At 58.4% G+C, this 17059-nt stretch carries 16 protein-coding genes; 10 read left to right on the plus strand and 6 right to left on the minus strand.

Features of this window, described 5'->3' with window-relative positions:
* Nucleotides 1-191 precede the first annotated feature (191 nt).
* From rfaD to BV034_RS16745, 4 genes are all read right to left on the minus strand, one after another.
* Complete coding sequence (gene rfaD / locus BV034_RS16730) at nt 192-1199, minus strand: ADP-glyceromanno-heptose 6-epimerase (protein ID WP_050028142.1); 1008 nt, start codon at nt 1197-1199, stop codon at nt 192-194.
* A 59-nt stretch (nt 1200-1258) separates the two neighbouring features.
* Nucleotides 1259-1675 carry a four helix bundle protein gene (locus tag BV034_RS16735; protein WP_050028143.1) on the minus strand — a complete coding sequence of 139 codons (417 nt, stop codon included), beginning with the start codon at nt 1673-1675 and terminating at the stop codon, nt 1259-1261.
* Between the two features lie 106 nt (nt 1676-1781).
* Nucleotides 1782-3194: a glucuronate isomerase gene (gene uxaC / locus BV034_RS16740; protein ID WP_050028144.1), complete on the minus strand. Its 1413-nt coding sequence runs from the start codon at nt 3192-3194 to the stop codon at nt 1782-1784.
* A gap of 90 nt (nt 3195-3284) precedes the next feature.
* Nucleotides 3285-3788, minus strand: coding sequence for a hypothetical protein (locus BV034_RS16745; RefSeq protein WP_050028145.1), 504 nt, complete (start codon nt 3786-3788; stop codon nt 3285-3287).
* A gap of 359 nt (nt 3789-4147) precedes the next feature.
* Here BV034_RS16745 and BV034_RS16750 point away from each other — a divergent pair, with 359 nt between their 5' ends.
* Nucleotides 4148-5482, plus strand: a complete 1335-nt coding sequence (locus BV034_RS16750; RefSeq protein ID WP_050028146.1) for a PQQ-binding-like beta-propeller repeat protein — start codon at nt 4148-4150, stop codon at nt 5480-5482.
* 108 nt (nt 5483-5590) lie between these two features.
* The gene (locus BV034_RS16755) at nt 5591-7606 is read left to right on the plus strand and encodes a prolyl oligopeptidase family serine peptidase (protein WP_265593095.1); all 2016 of its coding nucleotides are present in this window, start codon (nt 5591-5593) and stop codon (nt 7604-7606) included.
* Between the two features lie 112 nt (nt 7607-7718).
* Here the strand turns inward: BV034_RS16755 and BV034_RS16760 are convergent, their stop codons facing one another.
* The gene (locus tag BV034_RS16760; protein ID WP_050028148.1) at nt 7719-8690 is read right to left on the minus strand and encodes a TerC family protein; all 972 of its coding nucleotides are present in this window, start codon (nt 8688-8690) and stop codon (nt 7719-7721) included.
* Between the two features lie 54 nt (nt 8691-8744).
* Entirely contained in the window at nt 8745-9440 is a 696-nt protein-coding gene (locus tag BV034_RS16765; protein ID WP_038168821.1) for a zinc metallopeptidase, read from the minus strand.
* A 209-nt stretch (nt 9441-9649) separates the two neighbouring features.
* Between BV034_RS16765 and BV034_RS16770 the strand changes: the two genes are divergently transcribed.
* From BV034_RS16770 to BV034_RS16805, 8 genes are all read left to right on the plus strand, one after another.
* Nucleotides 9650-10552 carry a LysR family transcriptional regulator gene (locus tag BV034_RS16770; protein ID WP_050028149.1) on the plus strand — a complete coding sequence of 301 codons (903 nt, stop codon included), beginning with the start codon at nt 9650-9652 and terminating at the stop codon, nt 10550-10552.
* Nucleotides 10553-10590: 38 nt separating this feature from the next.
* The gene (gene raiA, locus BV034_RS16775; protein ID WP_050028150.1) at nt 10591-10938 is read left to right on the plus strand and encodes a ribosome-associated translation inhibitor RaiA; all 348 of its coding nucleotides are present in this window, start codon (nt 10591-10593) and stop codon (nt 10936-10938) included.
* Between the two features lie 76 nt (nt 10939-11014).
* The gene (locus tag BV034_RS16780; RefSeq protein ID WP_050028151.1) at nt 11015-12337 is read left to right on the plus strand and encodes a sulfatase; all 1323 of its coding nucleotides are present in this window, start codon (nt 11015-11017) and stop codon (nt 12335-12337) included.
* A gap of 72 nt (nt 12338-12409) precedes the next feature.
* Nucleotides 12410-13009: a GNAT family N-acetyltransferase gene (locus BV034_RS16785; protein ID WP_050028152.1), complete on the plus strand. Its 600-nt coding sequence runs from the start codon at nt 12410-12412 to the stop codon at nt 13007-13009.
* Entirely contained in the window at nt 13006-13863 is an 858-nt protein-coding gene (locus tag BV034_RS16790; RefSeq protein ID WP_050028153.1) for a nitrilase-related carbon-nitrogen hydrolase, read from the plus strand. The genes BV034_RS16785 and BV034_RS16790 overlap by 4 nt, the downstream gene beginning before the upstream one ends.
* 62 nt (nt 13864-13925) lie before the next feature.
* Nucleotides 13926-14354 carry a large conductance mechanosensitive channel protein MscL gene (gene mscL / locus BV034_RS16795; RefSeq protein ID WP_050028154.1) on the plus strand — a complete coding sequence of 143 codons (429 nt, stop codon included), beginning with the start codon at nt 13926-13928 and terminating at the stop codon, nt 14352-14354.
* 51 nt (nt 14355-14405) lie between these two features.
* Nucleotides 14406-16034, plus strand: coding sequence for a sulfatase (locus BV034_RS16800; RefSeq protein ID WP_050028155.1), 1629 nt, complete (start codon nt 14406-14408; stop codon nt 16032-16034).
* A gap of 561 nt (nt 16035-16595) precedes the next feature.
* Complete coding sequence (locus tag BV034_RS16805) at nt 16596-16979, plus strand: hypothetical protein (RefSeq protein ID WP_050028156.1); 384 nt, start codon at nt 16596-16598, stop codon at nt 16977-16979.
* Nucleotides 16980-17059: the final 80 nt, after the last annotated feature.

The raw sequence follows: 17059 nt of genomic DNA on the forward strand, positions 1-17059 counted from the left end.
ATACAACTCAGATCGTCGATGCAAAAATTTCAAAGCTGAATTTTCGGAAAACCAAGGTGAGGCGGCGATTGATCGACCCTCAAGATTCACTTGCCGATTGCAATAAATAACGCTGCGATTTTGTGCGCAAAAGTGACACAAAAAAGGCCTCGAGGATTCCCTCGAGGCCTTATGATCTGTACAATAGCGGCTCAGCCAATTCTCGCCTCACCGTCGCCCAGCAGTTTGCCAGGGACCATGTACGCGCGGACGTAGTCGGCGACGGCATCGTTCAGCGGGGTGATGGCGTCTTTGTAACCCAGCTGGCGGAGCTTGCTGATGTCGGCACAGGTGTAGTATTGGTACTTCTCCCGCAGGTGGGCGGGGAGGTCGATGAACTCGATGTGCGGCGGGAGTTCCAGAGCGCGGAAGATGCCGGTGACGAGCTGGAGCCAGGTGTGGGCCAGGCCGGAGCCCAGGTTGTACAGTCCGCCGGAAAGGGGATGGTTGCCGAGGAAAAGGGTCATGGCCACGGCGTCTTTCACGTAGAGGAAGTCGCGCATCTGCGCGCCATCTTTGAAATCAGGCCGGAGACTCTTGAAGAGTTGCACCTTGCCGTTCGTGAGGATCTGGTCGAACGCCTTGTTCACCACGGAGCGCATGTCGCCTTTGTGGTTTTCATTGGGGCCGTACACGTTGAAGTACTTCAGACCCACAACCCGCTTGGCGATGCCTGCACGCTGGGCGTAGAGATCGAAGAGATGCTTCGAGTAGCCGTACATGTTCAGAGGGCGCAACACGGAGATGTCCTGCATCTTGTCATCCATGCCATGGGCACCGTCCCCGTAGGTCGCCGCTGAGGACGCGTACACAAACTTCGCCCCCGTGGCGATGGCCCAGTGGGCCAGCACCTTGGTGTACTCGAAGTTGTTCTTCATCAGGTGGTTCGCGTCCCGCTCCGTCGTCGCAGAGTTCGCCCCCAGATGATAGATCACATCGAACTTGCCCAGCGACTCCGGCCGGTTCGTCACCGCGTCCAGCAGGTCCGCTGCATCCAAATAGTCGGCATACTTCAGCGCCACCAGGTTCTTCCATTTTTCATCCGTACCCAGGGAATCTGTGACGACAATGTTCTCCTCACCCCTCTGGTTAAGAGCCCAGACAAGTGCGGAACCGATGAAGCCGGCACCGCCGGTGACGAGAATACGGGAGGATGGCATGGAGGAAAGGGAGAAAGTTGAGGATCCCGCAAGCGGGATAGTTGAGGCGCTGCGCTGGTTTAGGCGGGCTGCGCCCGGGTTGAGGAGGATGATTCGCTGCGGGAGAGTTGGGAGTGGCGAAGCTTATGAATGCGCGCGGACAAGTCTGCGAGGGAGGTTCGGAGAGGGGAAAGGAGACTGTTGTCGATGAACTTGAGGTCAGAGCAAATGGTGAGCAAGCAACTGACCTCCATCAGGGAACTATAAGAGAGCTGGGAGAAGTGAGCCTGATCCTTGGCGCTGGTGCGGGCAGAGCCTTCAGCAAGATTGCACGCTACAGAAACGACCGCCCGGTTTAGCTGGGCCGCTAGACCGAAGAGCTCGGATTTCGGAAATCCACGTGTCAAAGCGTACACCTCCCCGACGAGTACCCGGGCATCGTTCCACACCCTCAACTTCTCGTAGGCGAAGAGTCTAGGCTCACGTTCTTCGTTCATAGGGTGCAGCAGGCATGGAAGACGCCCCGCTTATTTCCAGCGGAGCGCCTAAACCAGCGAAGCGTCTCAACCAACATCGTGCCTAAACCAGCCCCCTTGCGGGCGCCTAAACATTCATCCCAAAGTACTCATGCGCATTCGCATAGCAGATGCGCTTGATCATGGTGCCGACGAGTTCGTAGTCGTCGGGAACGAGGCCGTTTTCGACGTCGCGGCCGACGAGGTTGCAGAGGATGCGGCGGAAGTACTCGTGTCGGGGTGGGGAGAGGAAGCTGCGGGAGTCGGTCAACATGCCCACAAAGCGGCTGAGGAGGCCGGTGGAACTGAGGGAGTTGATCTGCCACTCCATGCCTTCCATCGTGTCCAGGAACCACCAGCCGGAGCCGAACTGCATGCGTCCGGCGATCCCCTGATCATTGCCCTGGTAGTTGCCGACGATGGTGGCAAAGACGTAGTTGTCCTTCGGGTTTAGGTTGTACAGCACCACCTTGGGCAGGTGGCCGCGCTGCTCCAGAGTATCGAGGTAAAACTTGAGCCCGGCGGCATGCACAGGATCGTCGATGGAGTCGCAACCGATGTCGCGCCCGAGTTGGTTGAAAAGGCGCGTGTTCGTGTTGCGCAGAGCCCCGAGGTGTAGCTGCTTGGTCCAGCCTTTTTCCGCATCGAGCTGGCCGAAGTAGAGCATCAGATAGGAACGGAAGCGGACGACATCGCTGGCGGTGAGGGCCTGATTGGCGCGGGCCTTGTCGAAGATCGCCTTGGCTTCGGCGTCGGTCGCCGTCTCTGTGTCCATCGCGGTGAGTCCGTGATCGCTGAGGCGACCGCCCACGGAGTGGAAGAAGTCGTGACGCTTGCGGAGGCCGGTCAGAAACGAGTCAAGCGTGTCACAGGCCTCGCCGCTCACCTCAGCGAGCTTGTTGGTCCACGTGTTCCAGGCGTTGAGATCCTCCAGGCGCATTCCCGCGTCGGGACGGAAGGTCGGATAGGCCTTCACGGGGAAATTGGAGAGCTTGGCCACTTCCAGGTGATGTTCCAGGGAGTCAGTCGGATCATCGGTGGAGCACACCACGCGCACATTCGAGCGGGTGAGGAGGTTCCGGCACGAAAATTCGGGCGTGGCCAGTTGCTCATTGCAGCGGTTCCAGATGGACTCGGCTGTCGACTCGCTCAGGAGTTCGTCCACGCCGAAGAATCGCTTCAGTTCCAGAGCCGTCCAGTGGTAGAGGGGGTTCCGGAGCGTATTGGGCACCGTCTTGGCAAACGCGAGGAACTTCTCCTTCCAAGGAGCCTGGCCTGTGACATGACTCTCAGGCACTCCGTTGGCGCGCATGGCCCGCCATTTGTAGTGGTCACCGCCCAGCCAGATGTGAGCCAGACTCTCGAAGCGCTGGTCACGCGCGATCTCGTCTACCGGCAGATGCGTATGGTAGTCGTAGATCGGCTCGTTCTCCGCAAACTCGTGGTACAGGCGGCGAGCTGCCTTGGTCGTCAGGAGGAAGTCGTCATGGATGAATGCCATGTCCCGACCTAGCGCGTCAGGGGGGGCATCTCAAGCAGGAAGTGCAGGAGTTGCCCTGCCTCTGTGCATACAAAGCCCTGCAAGTGACGGTCAATTCATCCGGTCCTCACACCAGACGTAGCCCGGGGAGTAAACGGCTCCAATCTCTGCGTTTTCCAGGTCATGCCCCGCTGTGGCGGTGAACCAGGCTTCGCCCGGGGAGTGGACCGAAGGGTAGAGCCATTCTTCATCCCCAATGATCAGCCGGGGAATGAGCGCCAGACCGGTGTTCTCCACCTCCCAGCGGAGCACCAGAGGATAGGGAACGAGGCTCGATGGCCAGAGGGAAGGGTCCAGCCAGCCAATCAGACCGGAATTGTTGGCGGTGTCGGTGATTTCACCGGTGGCCAAATTGATGCGAATGCCAAATTCCACAGGAAACTCGCCGCCGTCACTCCGCAGGGCAAACAACAGGGTGGGGTGGGGGGCAGGGTTGGTGGTGGCGATCTGGAATCCGAAAGTGTTCGTGCGACGACCGACTCGAACCGTGCCAAACCCTTTGGTAAGGAAGGACGAGTAGTTCTCCGTGGCGAGTTCGAAAGAGCACACTCTCATTTTGTTGGCAGCTGGAAATTATTCTTGGAGGTCGGTTTCACCAGATTATTGACTATAATTACCATAATTACAAGCGGATTGATCGATTCGCTTTCTAAAAATAATTATTATGGGGATCCGACAGTTCATTGGGACTATAGATTTGGAAAATTCTGGGGCAAGTAGAGACATAAGGAATATGCCTAACTAAACCTAAGTATCAAGACTCCTTAGTTGCTGCACTTCATCTGTCAGACTTTCAGTGTCCATTTTCTGTCCAACCCGGTGCTAAATCCTTGTCCTCCGGGCCGTTAGCAGATTTGCTTTCCTCGTACTGGACTGGCTTGGTTGGTCCTCGTTTCACGCCTTTACTCATGCCTATGAAATACTCCCGCATCATTCCGGTGTGGCTCTTTGCCACCTGTGCCACGCTTTCGGCCGCCAACTGGCCTGGCTTCCGTGGCCCCAATCAAGACGGTTCGAGCCCAGAAACCGGACTGCCGGAGAAGTTCAGCAAGACCGATGGCATCAAGTGGGCAGCGGACATGCCCGGTCCCGCTGCGTCCGTGCCGGCCGTATGGGGAGACTATGTGTTTGTGAGCTCCTCAAACCCGGCCACCCAGAAACTCATGGCCATGTGCCTCGACGCCAAGACGGGTAAAGTGCGCTGGAGCCACGAGGTGACAGATGGCTACCAGCACGATGACCGCAGCAATCTGGCCTCTCCTTCGCCCTGCACAGACGGCCAACTGGCTTATTTCTTCTACGGGACCAGCGTGCTCGTCGCCTATGACTTCACCGGCAAGGAGGTCTGGAAACGTGACCTGGGCAAAGACTACGGCAACTTCGGCACCCAGTGGACCTACTCCAGCAGCCCGGTTCTAGACAACGAACGCCTGTACATCCAGGTGCTGCAACGCAATCAGGCCTTTGAATTCCATGGGCTTCAAAAAGGAGATCCCAACGGAAAAAACGAGAGCTACATTCTCGCTCTTGAGCCCAAGACGGGGAAGGAGATCTGGCGGCAGGTGCGTCCCAGCGATGCCCAGGCAGAGTCGCTGGAAGCCTTTAGCACCCCGGTGTTTCACACCCACAATGGCCGCCGTCTGATGCTCATCTCTGGCGGAGACACCCTTACCTGCCATGACGCGGGCTCCGGCAAGGAACTCTGGCGCATGGTTTCCTACAATCCGTCCCGGATCGGCCACTGGCGGCACGTGCCCTCGCCTGTGGCGGGGGACGGAATCGCCCTCCTTTGCGCTCCGAAGAAGGAGCCGGTGTACGGCTTGAAACTAGATGCCTCCGGCACCGTGGAACCGACCTGGACTTCAGAGAGCAAGGAGGCCAGCAGCGACGTGAGCACGCCGCTTTTCTACCAGGGGAACTTCTACGTGCTCGACAGTGATCGCAAGGCGCTGGCTTGTGTGGAACCCAAGACCGGCAAGGTGCTCTGGCGTGGAGAGTTCCCCACGCGGGTGAAAATGGAGGCCTCTCCCACGGGAGCTGACGGCAAAATCTACGCCATCGACTTCATGGGCAATGTCTTCGTCGTGAAGGCCGGAACCGCCGGCTTTGAGATCGTGCACCAAGCCACCTTTGGGCAGGAAGGCGCCACCGCCACCAACAATGACAAAATCTGCCGGGCATGCGTGGTGGTCGCAAACGGCAACCTCTACATTCGCGCTCAGGACCGCCTCTACTGCGTCGGCAAATAACGGGGCAAATCTGGCACAGCGCTTTTCCTTCTCTTCTCTTGTGTGCCTTTGGGGGCGGACGTTATGCTTAACGTCCGCCCCATTTTCTTTCGCAGACCTCATCTCATCATGAAACACCTTGCCTTCTATCTACTGGCGTTGACCGGTGGTCTCGCCCTGCCCGCTACGGCGTTTGACCGTGTGCTACCTCCTCCGGCCAAGGAGATCCCTGCCGAACTTAAGGCCTCTCTGGAGCAGGAGTTGGCCGCGGTGAGCAAGGAGTTTGAATCGGTTCGCGGACACAACCGGGCCGCTGATGCGGACATTTTTCTCAAGGCCGTTCGCTATGCCCTGGAATTCGGGGAGTGGTATGACAAGAAGCCGGAGGATGGGGTTAAAAAGGCGCAGGACCAGCTCGCCGAAGCACGTCGTCGCATTGAAGGCCTCAAAAACGACACGACGCCCTGGCTGGAGGGGGCGGGCTCCAAAGTGCTGGGATTCTACTCCAACATTGATGACTCACCCCAACCGTATGGCGTGGACATCCCCGAGGGTCTGGAGTGGGGACGTGGCAAGAAGGCCGTACCCCTGTGGATCTGGCTCCACGGGCGGGGAGACACCGCCACGGACCTGCATTTCATCGCTGGTCGCATGCGCTCCAAGGGCGGAGAGTTTCGGCCCAAGGACGCCATTGTTGTGCATCCTTTTGGGCGCTTCTGCAACGGCTACAAATCGGCAGGGGAGACGGATGTCTTTGAATGCCGCAGCGATGCCTTGAAGCGATTCAACGGCGATCCTCGCCGCGTGGCGCTGATGGGCTTCAGCATGGGTGGAGCAGGGGCCTGGCACATGGGGGCGCACTATGCGGATCAATGGGCTTGTGTGCATGCTGGCGCTGGGTTTGCCGATGTGCAGCGGTACTTGAACCGCGTTCCCGGGAAGAAGCCCGCTGGCTTCTCCGCGCCGTGGTATGAGCAGACCCTCTGGGGTGTCTATGATGTTCCGGACTATGCGCGCAACTTCTTCAACGTCCCGCTGGTCGCCTACAGTGGTGAGAACGACGCCCAGCGGGATACGGCGGAGTACATGGCTGAGGTGCTCGCGGGTCAGGGCTTCCAGTTGCAGCATCTGATCGGTCCAGGCATGGGACACAAGTACGACCCTGCCGTGCGCGACCAAGTGTCCGCTATCGTGGAAAAAGCGGTGGCCGCCGGCCGCAATCTCCAGCCAGATCAGGTGAATTTACAGTTCCGCTCCGCCCGCTACGCGCGCATGCACTGGCTCCAGGTGGTACAGGTAAAGGAGCCCATGCTGGACACCCGGGTGGAAGCCAAGCTCGACGAAGTGGGCAGCACGATCACGGTCACGACCAAAAACGTGGAGTCCCTGGAGATGCTCGTGCCTTGGAAGACTTCAGGCCCCACTCGGACAGTCGTGATTGATGGCGCATCCAGCACATTTAAGGAAACGCGTGCCTATCAAGCTGGCCGCGGCCAGACTCAGTACTACCTTCTCACCAAGCAGCCGAATGGTTCATGGAATCTCTCAGGAAAGAGCCGCGCAGATCGTGCCCTGGTCAAGAGTGGAGGCACCTGCATCGAGGACGCCTTTTTGAACCGTTTCGTCATCGTGCTGCCTGACAAGCCAGGTCGCAGCCCTGAAGTGGATGCCTGGGTCAAGGCAGAGAGTGAACACTTTATCCGTCGGTGGAAGGAACTCATGCGTGGCGATCCCTTGGTGGCCAAGGCCTCCGAGGTAGGTCACAGTCTTGCCACCCACGAGAATCTCATCCTCTGGGGAGATGACGTGTCCAACTCCTGCATTGCCCAACGCCTTGCCAGCCTTCCCTTGAAATGGGAAGGGAGCGATGTCGTGGTGGCAGGCAAGCGATATCCCGCTGCCCGCCACGTGCCAGCTCTGATCCACCCCGAGGTGCCCTCCGCTCCCGGCCAAGGGATGGTGGTGATCAACTCCGGTCTCACGTTCCGCGAAGCGCATGATCGCACAAACTCCCTGCAGAATCCCAAGCTTCCTGATTGGGCTGTGATCGATATCACCACTCCGCCCGATGCCGAGAAGCCCGGCAATGTGGTCGATGCAGGATTCTTCGATGCCAACTGGAAGGTGTTGCCTGACAAGAAGTAAACAGTGAGCTCTTCGTTCAAGGAAACGACCTGAGTTCTCGCACGAAAAAGGCCGCCCGGGATTCGGGCGGCCTTTACTATTGTTTTTGGGGTGTTCTTCAATCCTCAGCGGATCACGCTGCTCCACCACCTTCCGGCTCAGGAGTCGCTTCCGACTTCTTCGGCGGGATGTAGAAGGAGGTGACCACCGAGACTGCCAGGATGAGCGTGATGACCGCCAGGGAGATGCCGATCGGCACCTTGTAGAAGTCCACGATGAGCATTTTCACACCCACAAAGGCGAGAATGGCCGAGAGGCCGTAATGCAACATGTGAAACCGGTCCATCACACCTGAGAGGGCGAAGTACAGGGATCGCAGGCCGAGAATGGCGAAGACGTTTGACGTGAAGACAATGAACGGATCTCGAGAGACCGCCAGAACGGCTGGGATGGAATCCACGGCAAACACCAGGTCACTCCATTCCACGAAGATCAACACGACGAAGAGGGGCGTCACCAGAAGCTTGCCACCCTGGCGGACAAAGAAGTCCTGGCCATGCGTGGTTTCGCTCACCGGCAAGAGACGTCTCGTCAGGCGCAGCACAGGATTGGTCGCGGGATCAATCTCCACGTCCTTGGACATCCACATTTTCACACCGCTCACGATCAGGATCACGCCGAAGATGTAGAGGATCCAGTGGAAGCGCTCGATCAAAGCCACGCCGGCAAAGATGAACACAGCTCGCATGACCAAGGCACCCAGAATGCCCCAGAACAGCACGCGGTGCTGGTAGAGCTGGGGGACCTTGAAGTATGCGAAGAGCAGGGCGAAGACAAAGACGTTGTCCACGCTCAGCGATTTCTCAAGCACATACCCGGAGAGGAACTCCAGGGAAGCCTGCTGCTGCAGGCCTTCCGGATAAGCCCCTACGAAGCCCGTGGCAATGCCCAGGCTGAAGAGCAAGGCTAGGACCACCCAGATGGCAGTCCAGGTTAAGGCCTCTCGCACCTTGACCACGTGCGCCTTCCGGTGGAAGACGCCAAGGTCCAGGGCAAGCATGCCGAGAACGAATGCTGAAAAGATGAACCACCAAATGGGAGTCATGAGTAATAAGGAGGAGACGCTGGAGCGGGTTTGTTAGGTTGGATGTGAATGAATTTATTCGTCATTGTTCCGGCCAAAGAGCAGCGGAGCGATGTGCCAGAGCAGGTAGGCCAGAGAGGTGATGAAGGCGGCTACATAGGTCCAGGCTGCGGCTCTGAGCACACGGCTCACGCCCTTGCCTTCATCGGAGCCTTCCACCATGCCCATGTCTGCCAGGACCAGTTTGGCACGCCGCGAGGCATCAAACTCCACGGGCAGGGTGACAAGGTTGAAGAGCATGATCACACCCCAGGCGAGGCCCATGATCATCGCACCCGTGTAGGCGCTCATGATACCGGTGAAGATACCGATCAGCGGCAGCCACATCACGATCTGGCTGGCAAAGTTCGTCACCCCCACAGCGGCCATGCGCCAGTGCAGCGGTGCGTAGGCCACCTTGTGCTGGATGGCATGGCCCGCTTCATGGGCGGCTACGCCCAGTGAAGACAACGAGTTGCCATAGTAGTTGGCGTTGGAAAGCACGAGACGTTTGTTCGTGGGATCGTAGTGATCCCCGAGCATCTCGTCGTGAGGCACGATCTCCACATCGTGGATGCCGGACTCACGCAAGATCTGGGCAGCCGCCTGGGCTCCGGTCACCCCGGAGCGGGCTGGCACCTGAAGGTAGCGGTTGTAAACGCTTTTCACCCGCCACTGCGCCCACAGGGACAGCAGCAGAGTGCCGACAAAGAGTAGAATGGCAGGTAACATAATAGTGAGTTTCTATGGGGTATCGGGTTGAATTGAGGAAAGTGGTGGGGTCTTTTTTAGGGTGGGGTTTTTTGGGTTTGGGGGTTGCATGCTTCACCTTGGGGGAAGGTGGGCATGCAGGATTAGAGCACAGAGGTGAAACTTTGTTTGATACTTAGTTTCTATATGATACTTAGCTTAAAGCTAACAATCATCCCCCCGCAGACCCCATGGACTGGCTCAACTATCACCACTTGCGTTATTTCTGGTATACGGCCCGCGAAGGCAGCCTGCGCAAGGCAGCCGAGGAACTGGGGGTTTCCCAGCCGTCCATCAGCGCGCAAATCCATCAGCTTGAGGAATCTCTGGGTGCCGCCCTTTTTCGCAAAAGTGGGAGGGGACAGGTGCTGACCGACACAGGCAAGGTGGTGTTCGACTACGCGGAGGAGATTTTCTCCCTCGGTCGCGATTTGCTGGGGGCGGTGCAGCATCGCGATGCCAAGCTGGCTCCGTTTCACGTCGGCCTGACCGATACGGTGCCTAAATCCGCAGCCAGTGAGATTCTGAAACCCGTCTTCTTCCTGCCGGAGCCATCACGCATCGTCTGCCATGAGGGGAACCTTGGGGACCTGCTTCAGAGACTTGCCGCGCACAAGCTGGACACCATCCTCGCCGATGAGCCCGCCCCGAGCAGCGCAAAAATCAAAGCTCACAATCACTCACTGGGAGCGTGTGGGATCACCTTGTGCGCCCCGGCAAAGATCGCCTCCAAGCTGCGGCAGGGCTTTCCCAAGTCCCTGCATGGAGCTCCCGCATTGCTGCCCACGGAACACTCCGCCATGCGCAGACAGGTGGACAAGTGGTTCGAGGAACGTGTTCTGCAGCCCAAGATCATCGCCGAGTTCGATGATCCGGCCTTCATGCAGGTGTTCGCATTGGAGGCCCAGGGCTTCTTCCCGTTGCCCTCCGTGGCCGTGGAATCGGCGGTGAAGCGCTATGGCTTCCAGGTCATCGCTGAACTCGACGCCATCCAGAGCGAGTTTTTCGCAATTACTGGTGAGCGGAAGCTGCGACATCCTGCTACGATGGCAGTGACGCAAAATGCGCAACTGCGCCTCTTCGTCCGATCCTGACGGATCATCATGCAGCAACCCCACCTTCCTCATACACCATGCAAATCCACATCAGCCCTCGCAATCTAAAGCTCACCGCCGCCATTCACCAGTACACAGCGGAGAAGATCGAGGCCATTGAGAATCTCGGCGAGATCATCGCGACCCACGTGGTGCTCATTCATGATGAGACCACCAAGCCCAAGGAGCGGTTCCGGGTGAAAGCCCACCTCGCCGTGGCAGGTCCAGACATCCATGCAGATGTGGCAGACGCTGATCTCTATGCCGCCTTGGACAAAGCCTCCAGCGTGCTGGCCAGACAGCTGCGCAAACGCAAGACAGCCCTGGTGGACAAGCGCCGCCAAACCACTCAGAAGACCAAGGAGAAGACCAAAAAGCAAGGTTAAGCGATGACGCTGGATTTCTGACTGAGGGTCCGGTGTTTTTTGACATTTTCACCGGTTGTGGGCGTTTATCTCGCCCATGACCGTTGCCCGCCTTCTCACGATCCTTACTGTCTGCCTGCCCTTCCTGGCTGGCATGACTCACGGCCAGTCCACTGCGACCTCCAGCTCGACTCCGCCGAATGTGGTGTTGATTGTGTCTGATGACCATCACTGGGGTGACTACGGCTTCATGGGTCACCAGGTGATCCAGACTCCGAACCTGGACCGCCTCGCTGCTGAGAGCCGCGTTTTTACGCGAGGTTATGTGCCCTCCAGTCTGTGCTGCCCGAGCCTGGCCACCATCATCTCCGGCCAGTACCCGCACCAAAATTTCATCACCAGCAATGACCCACCCCTAGCGGAGGGTAAGAAGCGAGCTGGGCTCAAGGATCCCGCTTTTGTGGCGGGCAGGGAGCGGTTCAATCAGCACATGGATCAGCTCGCCACGCTGCCGCGTCTGCTGCAACAGAAGGGGTACGTGAGTTTTCAAACAGGCAAATGGTGGCAGGGGAGTTTTGCTCGCGGAGGATTCACTCACGGTATGACCCGCGGGGATCGCCATGGTGATGACGGTCTCAAGATTGGGCGCGAAGGGCTCCAGCCGATCTACGACTTCGTCAATCAGGCCGTGGAGGACAAGAAGCCCTTCCTGGCATGGTACGCTCCACTCATGCCTCATGATCCCCACACGCCGCCGGATCGTCTCCTGGCCAAGTACAAAGACAAGACGCCCTCCATCCATGTGGCCCGCTACTGGGCCATGGTGGAGTGGTTTGATGAAACTTGTGGTGAGCTCATGGGCTTCCTGAAGGACAAGGGGCTCGCAGAAAACACCATCGTCATCTATGTGGCAGACAATGGCTGGATCCAGAATCCAGATGCGCCCAAGTACGCCCCGCGTTCCAAGCAAAGCCAGTATGATGGAGGGCTGCGGACGCCGATCATGGTGCGCTGGCCTGGGAAGGTGCAGCCTCGGATGGACGGCACTCTTGCCAGCTCGGTGGACATTGCGCCGACCGTGCTCAAGGCGGTGGGGATGACGCCGCCAGCGGAGATGACCGGGCTGAACCTGCTCGATGATGCTGCACTGGCCGCGAGGAAGTCGATCACGGCAGAGATTTTCACACACAACTCCGTGGATCTGGAAAAGCCGTCAGCGAGCCTGCGTTGGCGTTGGATCATTGATGGCGGCTATAAACTGATTGTTCCGGATTCCCGCAATGAGCCTACGGAGAAGCCGGAATTGTACCTGATCGAATCTGACCCCAATGAACAGACCAACTTGGCCCCGGCAGAGGCAGCGGTGGTGGAATCTCTCACCAAGAAGCTCGATGCCTGGTGGGATCCGAGCAAGCCATGATTCGGGTGCCACAGAATCCAAGCCATCCTTGCTTGACGTCCGGTGCGATTGCCGTTTCTAGACGGGAATCTCATGGATGCCTCATTCACACTTCTTGATCTCCACGGCGCTGAGGTGGAACCCTGGCTGGATGGCTTGGGAGAACTCCGCATCAGCGTCTTTCGCGAATATCCCTACCTGTACGATGGCACGGTGGAGTATGAGCGGGAGTACTTGAGGACCTATGTGAACACCCCAGACAGCCTCGTGGTGCTGGTGGTGGACGATGCGAAGCATGTAGTGGGAGCGACCACCTGTCTTCCGTTGCGGGACGAGGGGCCGGAGTTTCAGGCACCTTTCCTCGCTGCGGGCTACGACGTGAATTCGATCTGCTATTTCGGCGAGAGCATTCTACTCCCGCAGCTGCGCGGCCAGGGCCTCGGCAAGGAGTTTTTCAAGCGGCGCGAGGCTCACGCCCGAAAACTGGGGTGCAGATGGTCCGCCTTCTGCGCTGTGGATCGTATGGCCGATCATCCTTTGCGTCCCGCTGGATACCGCGTTCTGGACGATTTCTGGGTGTCGCAAGGCTACCAGAAGCATCCTGAACTCCAGGCCACCTTTGTGTGGAAGGAAACCGGCGAGGCATCCGAATCTCCCAAAACACTCACTTTCTGGCTCAAAGACCTCTCATGAACATTGACCTCCGGACCTGGGACGTAGGTGCAGTCGTCAGCTCGCCGAAGAGCTGTGTGCAGCACATGGTGGAGATGGTCGAATCCAGCTGGGCCAATGGCGCGGACGTGGTCCTGTTCCCGGAGTACTCCTGGATGTCCCTGGAGAGATTCGTACCGGACCAGGACAAGCTGGCCGGGGTGGCGGCGCTCTTTTGGGAGACGCTCTGGCCGGAACTTCAGCAGAGGCTGTCAGCTCCAGGAAAAGCGGTCGTGTTCGGCACCGCGCCGTGGATTGCCGAAGACGGGTCCATGCGTAACCGGGCTCCCATCCTCTGTGAAGGGACGCCCACCTATCAGGACAAGATTTTTCTCACTCCCTGGGAGACCGGATTCACCGGCGGCAGCGAGGTCCGGCTTTTCACACTACAGGGCATTACGTTTGCCGTCGTCATTTGCCTGGATATTGAGATCCCAGAGCTTTCTGCAGCCCTTCGTGGCAAGGGGGTGGACGCGATTCTTGTTCCCAGCGCTACCGAGAGTCTCATGGGAGTGGACCGCATCGGGCGCTGCGCTTCTGCCCGAGCGGTGGAGTTGGGCTGTTACGTGGGCATCGCTCACCTGGTGGGCAAGACAGTCTCTGAACTGGTGGACGACAACGTGGGCCGTCTCGGCTGGTTCGCACCCGCTCAGCTTCCGTTTGCCAATCTGGAGCGGGAGCACTGTACGCCTGTGTTTCACGAGGGCTTTGAGCACCTCCGGGTTCATCTCGATAAACGCTTGCTCGAAAAAATGCGAGGTCGGAGGCTGGAGACAAATCCCGCACTTCTGACCATGGACGGTGGGGGGGACTTGGAAATTGTACGTCCATCCTAGTCGCTGAGCCCGAACCCGCAGGAAAATGGGGCGAAGGTCCCCCATACCATCCCGTTCCTGCCATGAAAGCTCTATTGGAAGAATTCAAGTCCTTCGTCATGAAGGGCAACGTGATTGATCTCGCCGTGGGTGTGTTGATCGGTACTGCCTTTGGTGAGGTGGTAAAGAAGTTCACGGAAGGCATCATTAACCCATTGCTGGGTGCCTTTGGCGGCACGCCTCAGATTGGTCTGCACATCTGGGTGCTCAATGTGGGGCTGGTTCTCTCCGCCCTGATGGGATTTCTCATTACGGCCGCGATCTTGTTTTTCATCTTCGTGAAGCCCATGAACAAGCTCAGGGACATCACCATGAAAAAGGCGGAGACCAGCGCGGTGCCACCGCCGATGCCTGAAGATGTGAAGCTGCTGATGGAGATCCGTGACCTGCTTAAGTCCCAAAAGGGTGAGCCCATGCCAGCGAAACTCCCCGCAGGGACAGAAGGAGTTTGAGTACGAGTTTTCGTAGATAGCTTTGGCTGCCTGATTCGTTACCATGCGCTCATGACCGCACGAAAGTTCCTCCCGATCCTGGGGTTGCTGGTGCTCGGTGCGCTGGTGACGGCCGTTCCGGCCGCTGCCGCCTCCAAGCAGCCCAACATCCTTTTCATTTTCTCTGACGACCATGCCTATCAGGCCATCAGTGCCTACAAGGACAGCCGCAAGCTGATCGAGACTCCAGGCCTGGATCGCATCGCCAAGGAGGGCATGCTCTTCCAGCGTTGTGTGGTGCCCAACTCCATCTGTGGGCCGAGCCGGGCGGTGGTGCTGACGGGCAAGTACAATCACCTGAACGGTTTCCTCAACAACAGCAACTCCGTCTTTGACGGCAGTCAGCAGACCTTCCCCAAGCTGCTGCAGGGCGCAGGGTATCAGACTGCCATCGTGGGCAAGTGGCACCTTATGTCAGACCCCACCGGATTCGACTCCTGGCAGATCCTTCCAGGGCAGGGCATCTACTACAACCCGCCCATGAATGACAACGGCAAGCCCGTGAAGCACGAGGGCTATGTGACGGACATCATCACGGACCTCACGCTGGACTGGCTCAAGAATCGCGATAAGACCAAGCCCTTCCTCATGATGTGCCAACACAAGGCACCGCACCGCGAGTGGGAACCCGCGCTACGCCATCTCGGTCATGACAGTGATCGCAAATACCCCGAGCCTGAGACCCTGTTCGATGACTACGAGAATCGCGGTGTGGCGGAGCGTGACCAGGACATGACGCTGGAGAAGACCTTCACCCCGAGGGACGCAAAATTTGTGGCCCCAGCCAGCATGACGCCGGAACAGAAAGCGAAATGGGAGGCCTACTACGCACCCCGCAACGCCGAGTTCGAGAAGTCAAAACCCACGGGCAAAGATCTCGTGCGCTGGCGCTACCAGCGCTACATGCACGATTATCTGGGGTGCGTGAAAGCCGTGGATGAAGGCGTGGCCAAGCTGCTGAAGTATCTGGATGATGAGGGGTTGGCTGAGAACACCATCGTCGTCTATTCCGCCGATCAGGGCTTCTACCTGGGTGAACATGGCTGGTTCGACAAGCGCTGGATCTTTGAGGAATCCCTGAGGGCACCTCTCATGGTGCGCTGGCCTGGCGTCGCCAAGGCAGGCGTGGAGAATGAGAACATCGTGTCCAACCTGGACTTTGCCGAGACCTTCCTGGAAGCCGCCGGTGTTCCGGTGCCTGGGGACATGCAGGGCAAGAGCCTGGTGCCGCTGCTCAAAGGGGAAACGCCCGGTGACTGGCGGAAGAGCTTCTATTACCACTACTACGAATTTCCCCAGCCACATCGGGTGAGACCGCACTACGGCGTCGTCACCGACCAGTACAAACTCGTGCATTTCTACGCACCCGATGTGGACTACTGGGAACTATTTGACCGCAAGGCGGACCCGCAGGAGCTAAAGAGCTTCTACGGCAACCCGGACTACAGCAAGATCACGGACGATCTGAAAGGGGAGCTGACCCGCCTGCGCACCGAACTGAAGGTCCCAGAGAAAGAGGAGCCGTGGTTCTACGGCGGGCGCAAGCCCGGCCAAGGGCCGAGAGGGCAGGGACAGGGGAAAAGGAAACTACAGCAGGCAGCGGAACCTGCGACTCCAGGCACTCCGGCGACTGCCAAGTAGCGGACAATTCGCTGCGGAAAGACGCGTTTGCCTCATAGGAGCTGGCGCGTCTGTCGCCCGGCCCCCGTCATCCAACGGCACCTAAAGATCTGCACGATATTCAGCTGCCGCCCGCAGCGTAGTCCCGTTGTCCCAACCGGCTACTGAACGGAGTGACTGCTGGGCAATGACCAGGAAACAACTCTGGCCCCAGCATTCTGCCCCCGATGTTTCGGCATCCTAAGAACCTGTTTGGATAAAAACGCTGGGTGTGTTGCGAGGCATTTTGAGTCTGGACAAGGCGCGAAGAGGGCGTGAATCGAGATTCACAACCGATGAGCAACGCCGTCCAGGCTCAAAAGGGCCGCAACCCGGAGGGGCAGATCTCAGCCTCGGCGAAGCTTCTCTTATCTTAATCCCTTAATTTATCCTGCCACACCCAGATGTTTTTATCCAAACAGGTTCTAAACGGCTGAGGACAGCCACACCACGACAGGGAAAGGAGGCATTGGATGACAGGAGCTGGACGACTGACGCACTTCACCCTTGTCTCGAGACGAATCCCGGGGTTGGATACTCTGTATGGTCAAGGAGCTCGTCTTCGCCGCAGGCATCATCGCCATGCTGGTGGGTTGGGTCTTTCATCTCCATGCAGCGCTGAAGCGCACTGCTGACGCTGCCAGACTGCTGAAGGTACATGCTCCCGTGGTAGCGGAGCACGTGCTGGCCGATCGTGAAGAAGGTGGGTCGGGACGGCAGTACTTGGGAGAAGTGGGGTTCTTGTGGCATGACGATGTGCTGATGGCTTCGCTGAGGCATGAGCCGTTGCATACGCTGGTGCAATCCGCCAAGCGGCTGATCAGCTTGCTGCCGGTCACGGCCTGCGCTTTGCTGATGGGCGGGATCGGGTGGGAGACCTTGTCTGTGAGAGCGGACAACGAGTCAGCAGAGACCATAGTAATCTGACAGAGCCGGGAGCCCGAGAGGGATCGTCAAGGATGACACCGGAACCCTCTGGAAGGCTAAGGGCCGAAGGAACTGCGAGC

The organism is Verrucomicrobium sp. BvORR034 (assembly GCF_000739635.1).
Classification (GTDB): domain Bacteria; phylum Verrucomicrobiota; class Verrucomicrobiia; order Verrucomicrobiales; family Verrucomicrobiaceae; genus Verrucomicrobium.

What these genes read in the sequence shown, in the direction of transcription:
- rfaD (WP_050028142.1), bottom strand. Translation starts at nt 1,199, where the DNA reads ATGCCATCCTCCCGTATTCTCGTCACCGGCGGTGCCGGCTTCATCGGT.
- BV034_RS16735 (WP_050028143.1), bottom strand. Translation starts at nt 1,675, where the DNA reads ATGAACGAAGAACGTGAGCCTAGACTCTTCGCCTACGAGAAGTTGAGG.
- uxaC (WP_050028144.1), bottom strand. Translation starts at nt 3,194, where the DNA reads ATGGCATTCATCCATGACGACTTCCTCCTGACGACCAAGGCAGCTCGC.
- BV034_RS16745 (WP_050028145.1), bottom strand. Translation starts at nt 3,788, where the DNA reads ATGAGAGTGTGCTCTTTCGAACTCGCCACGGAGAACTACTCGTCCTTC.
- BV034_RS16750 (WP_050028146.1), top strand. Translation starts at nt 4,148, where the DNA reads ATGAAATACTCCCGCATCATTCCGGTGTGGCTCTTTGCCACCTGTGCC.
- BV034_RS16755 (WP_265593095.1), top strand. Translation starts at nt 5,591, where the DNA reads ATGAAACACCTTGCCTTCTATCTACTGGCGTTGACCGGTGGTCTCGCC.
- BV034_RS16760 (WP_050028148.1), bottom strand. Translation starts at nt 8,690, where the DNA reads ATGACTCCCATTTGGTGGTTCATCTTTTCAGCATTCGTTCTCGGCATG.
- BV034_RS16765 (WP_038168821.1), bottom strand. Translation starts at nt 9,440, where the DNA reads ATGTTACCTGCCATTCTACTCTTTGTCGGCACTCTGCTGCTGTCCCTG.
- BV034_RS16770 (WP_050028149.1), top strand. Translation starts at nt 9,650, where the DNA reads ATGGACTGGCTCAACTATCACCACTTGCGTTATTTCTGGTATACGGCC.
- raiA (WP_050028150.1), top strand. Translation starts at nt 10,591, where the DNA reads ATGCAAATCCACATCAGCCCTCGCAATCTAAAGCTCACCGCCGCCATT.
- BV034_RS16780 (WP_050028151.1), top strand. Translation starts at nt 11,015, where the DNA reads ATGACCGTTGCCCGCCTTCTCACGATCCTTACTGTCTGCCTGCCCTTC.
- BV034_RS16785 (WP_050028152.1), top strand. Translation starts at nt 12,410, where the DNA reads ATGGATGCCTCATTCACACTTCTTGATCTCCACGGCGCTGAGGTGGAA.
- BV034_RS16790 (WP_050028153.1), top strand. Translation starts at nt 13,006, where the DNA reads ATGAACATTGACCTCCGGACCTGGGACGTAGGTGCAGTCGTCAGCTCG.
- mscL (WP_050028154.1), top strand. Translation starts at nt 13,926, where the DNA reads ATGAAAGCTCTATTGGAAGAATTCAAGTCCTTCGTCATGAAGGGCAAC.
- BV034_RS16800 (WP_050028155.1), top strand. Translation starts at nt 14,406, where the DNA reads ATGACCGCACGAAAGTTCCTCCCGATCCTGGGGTTGCTGGTGCTCGGT.
- BV034_RS16805 (WP_050028156.1), top strand. Translation starts at nt 16,596, where the DNA reads ATGGTCAAGGAGCTCGTCTTCGCCGCAGGCATCATCGCCATGCTGGTG.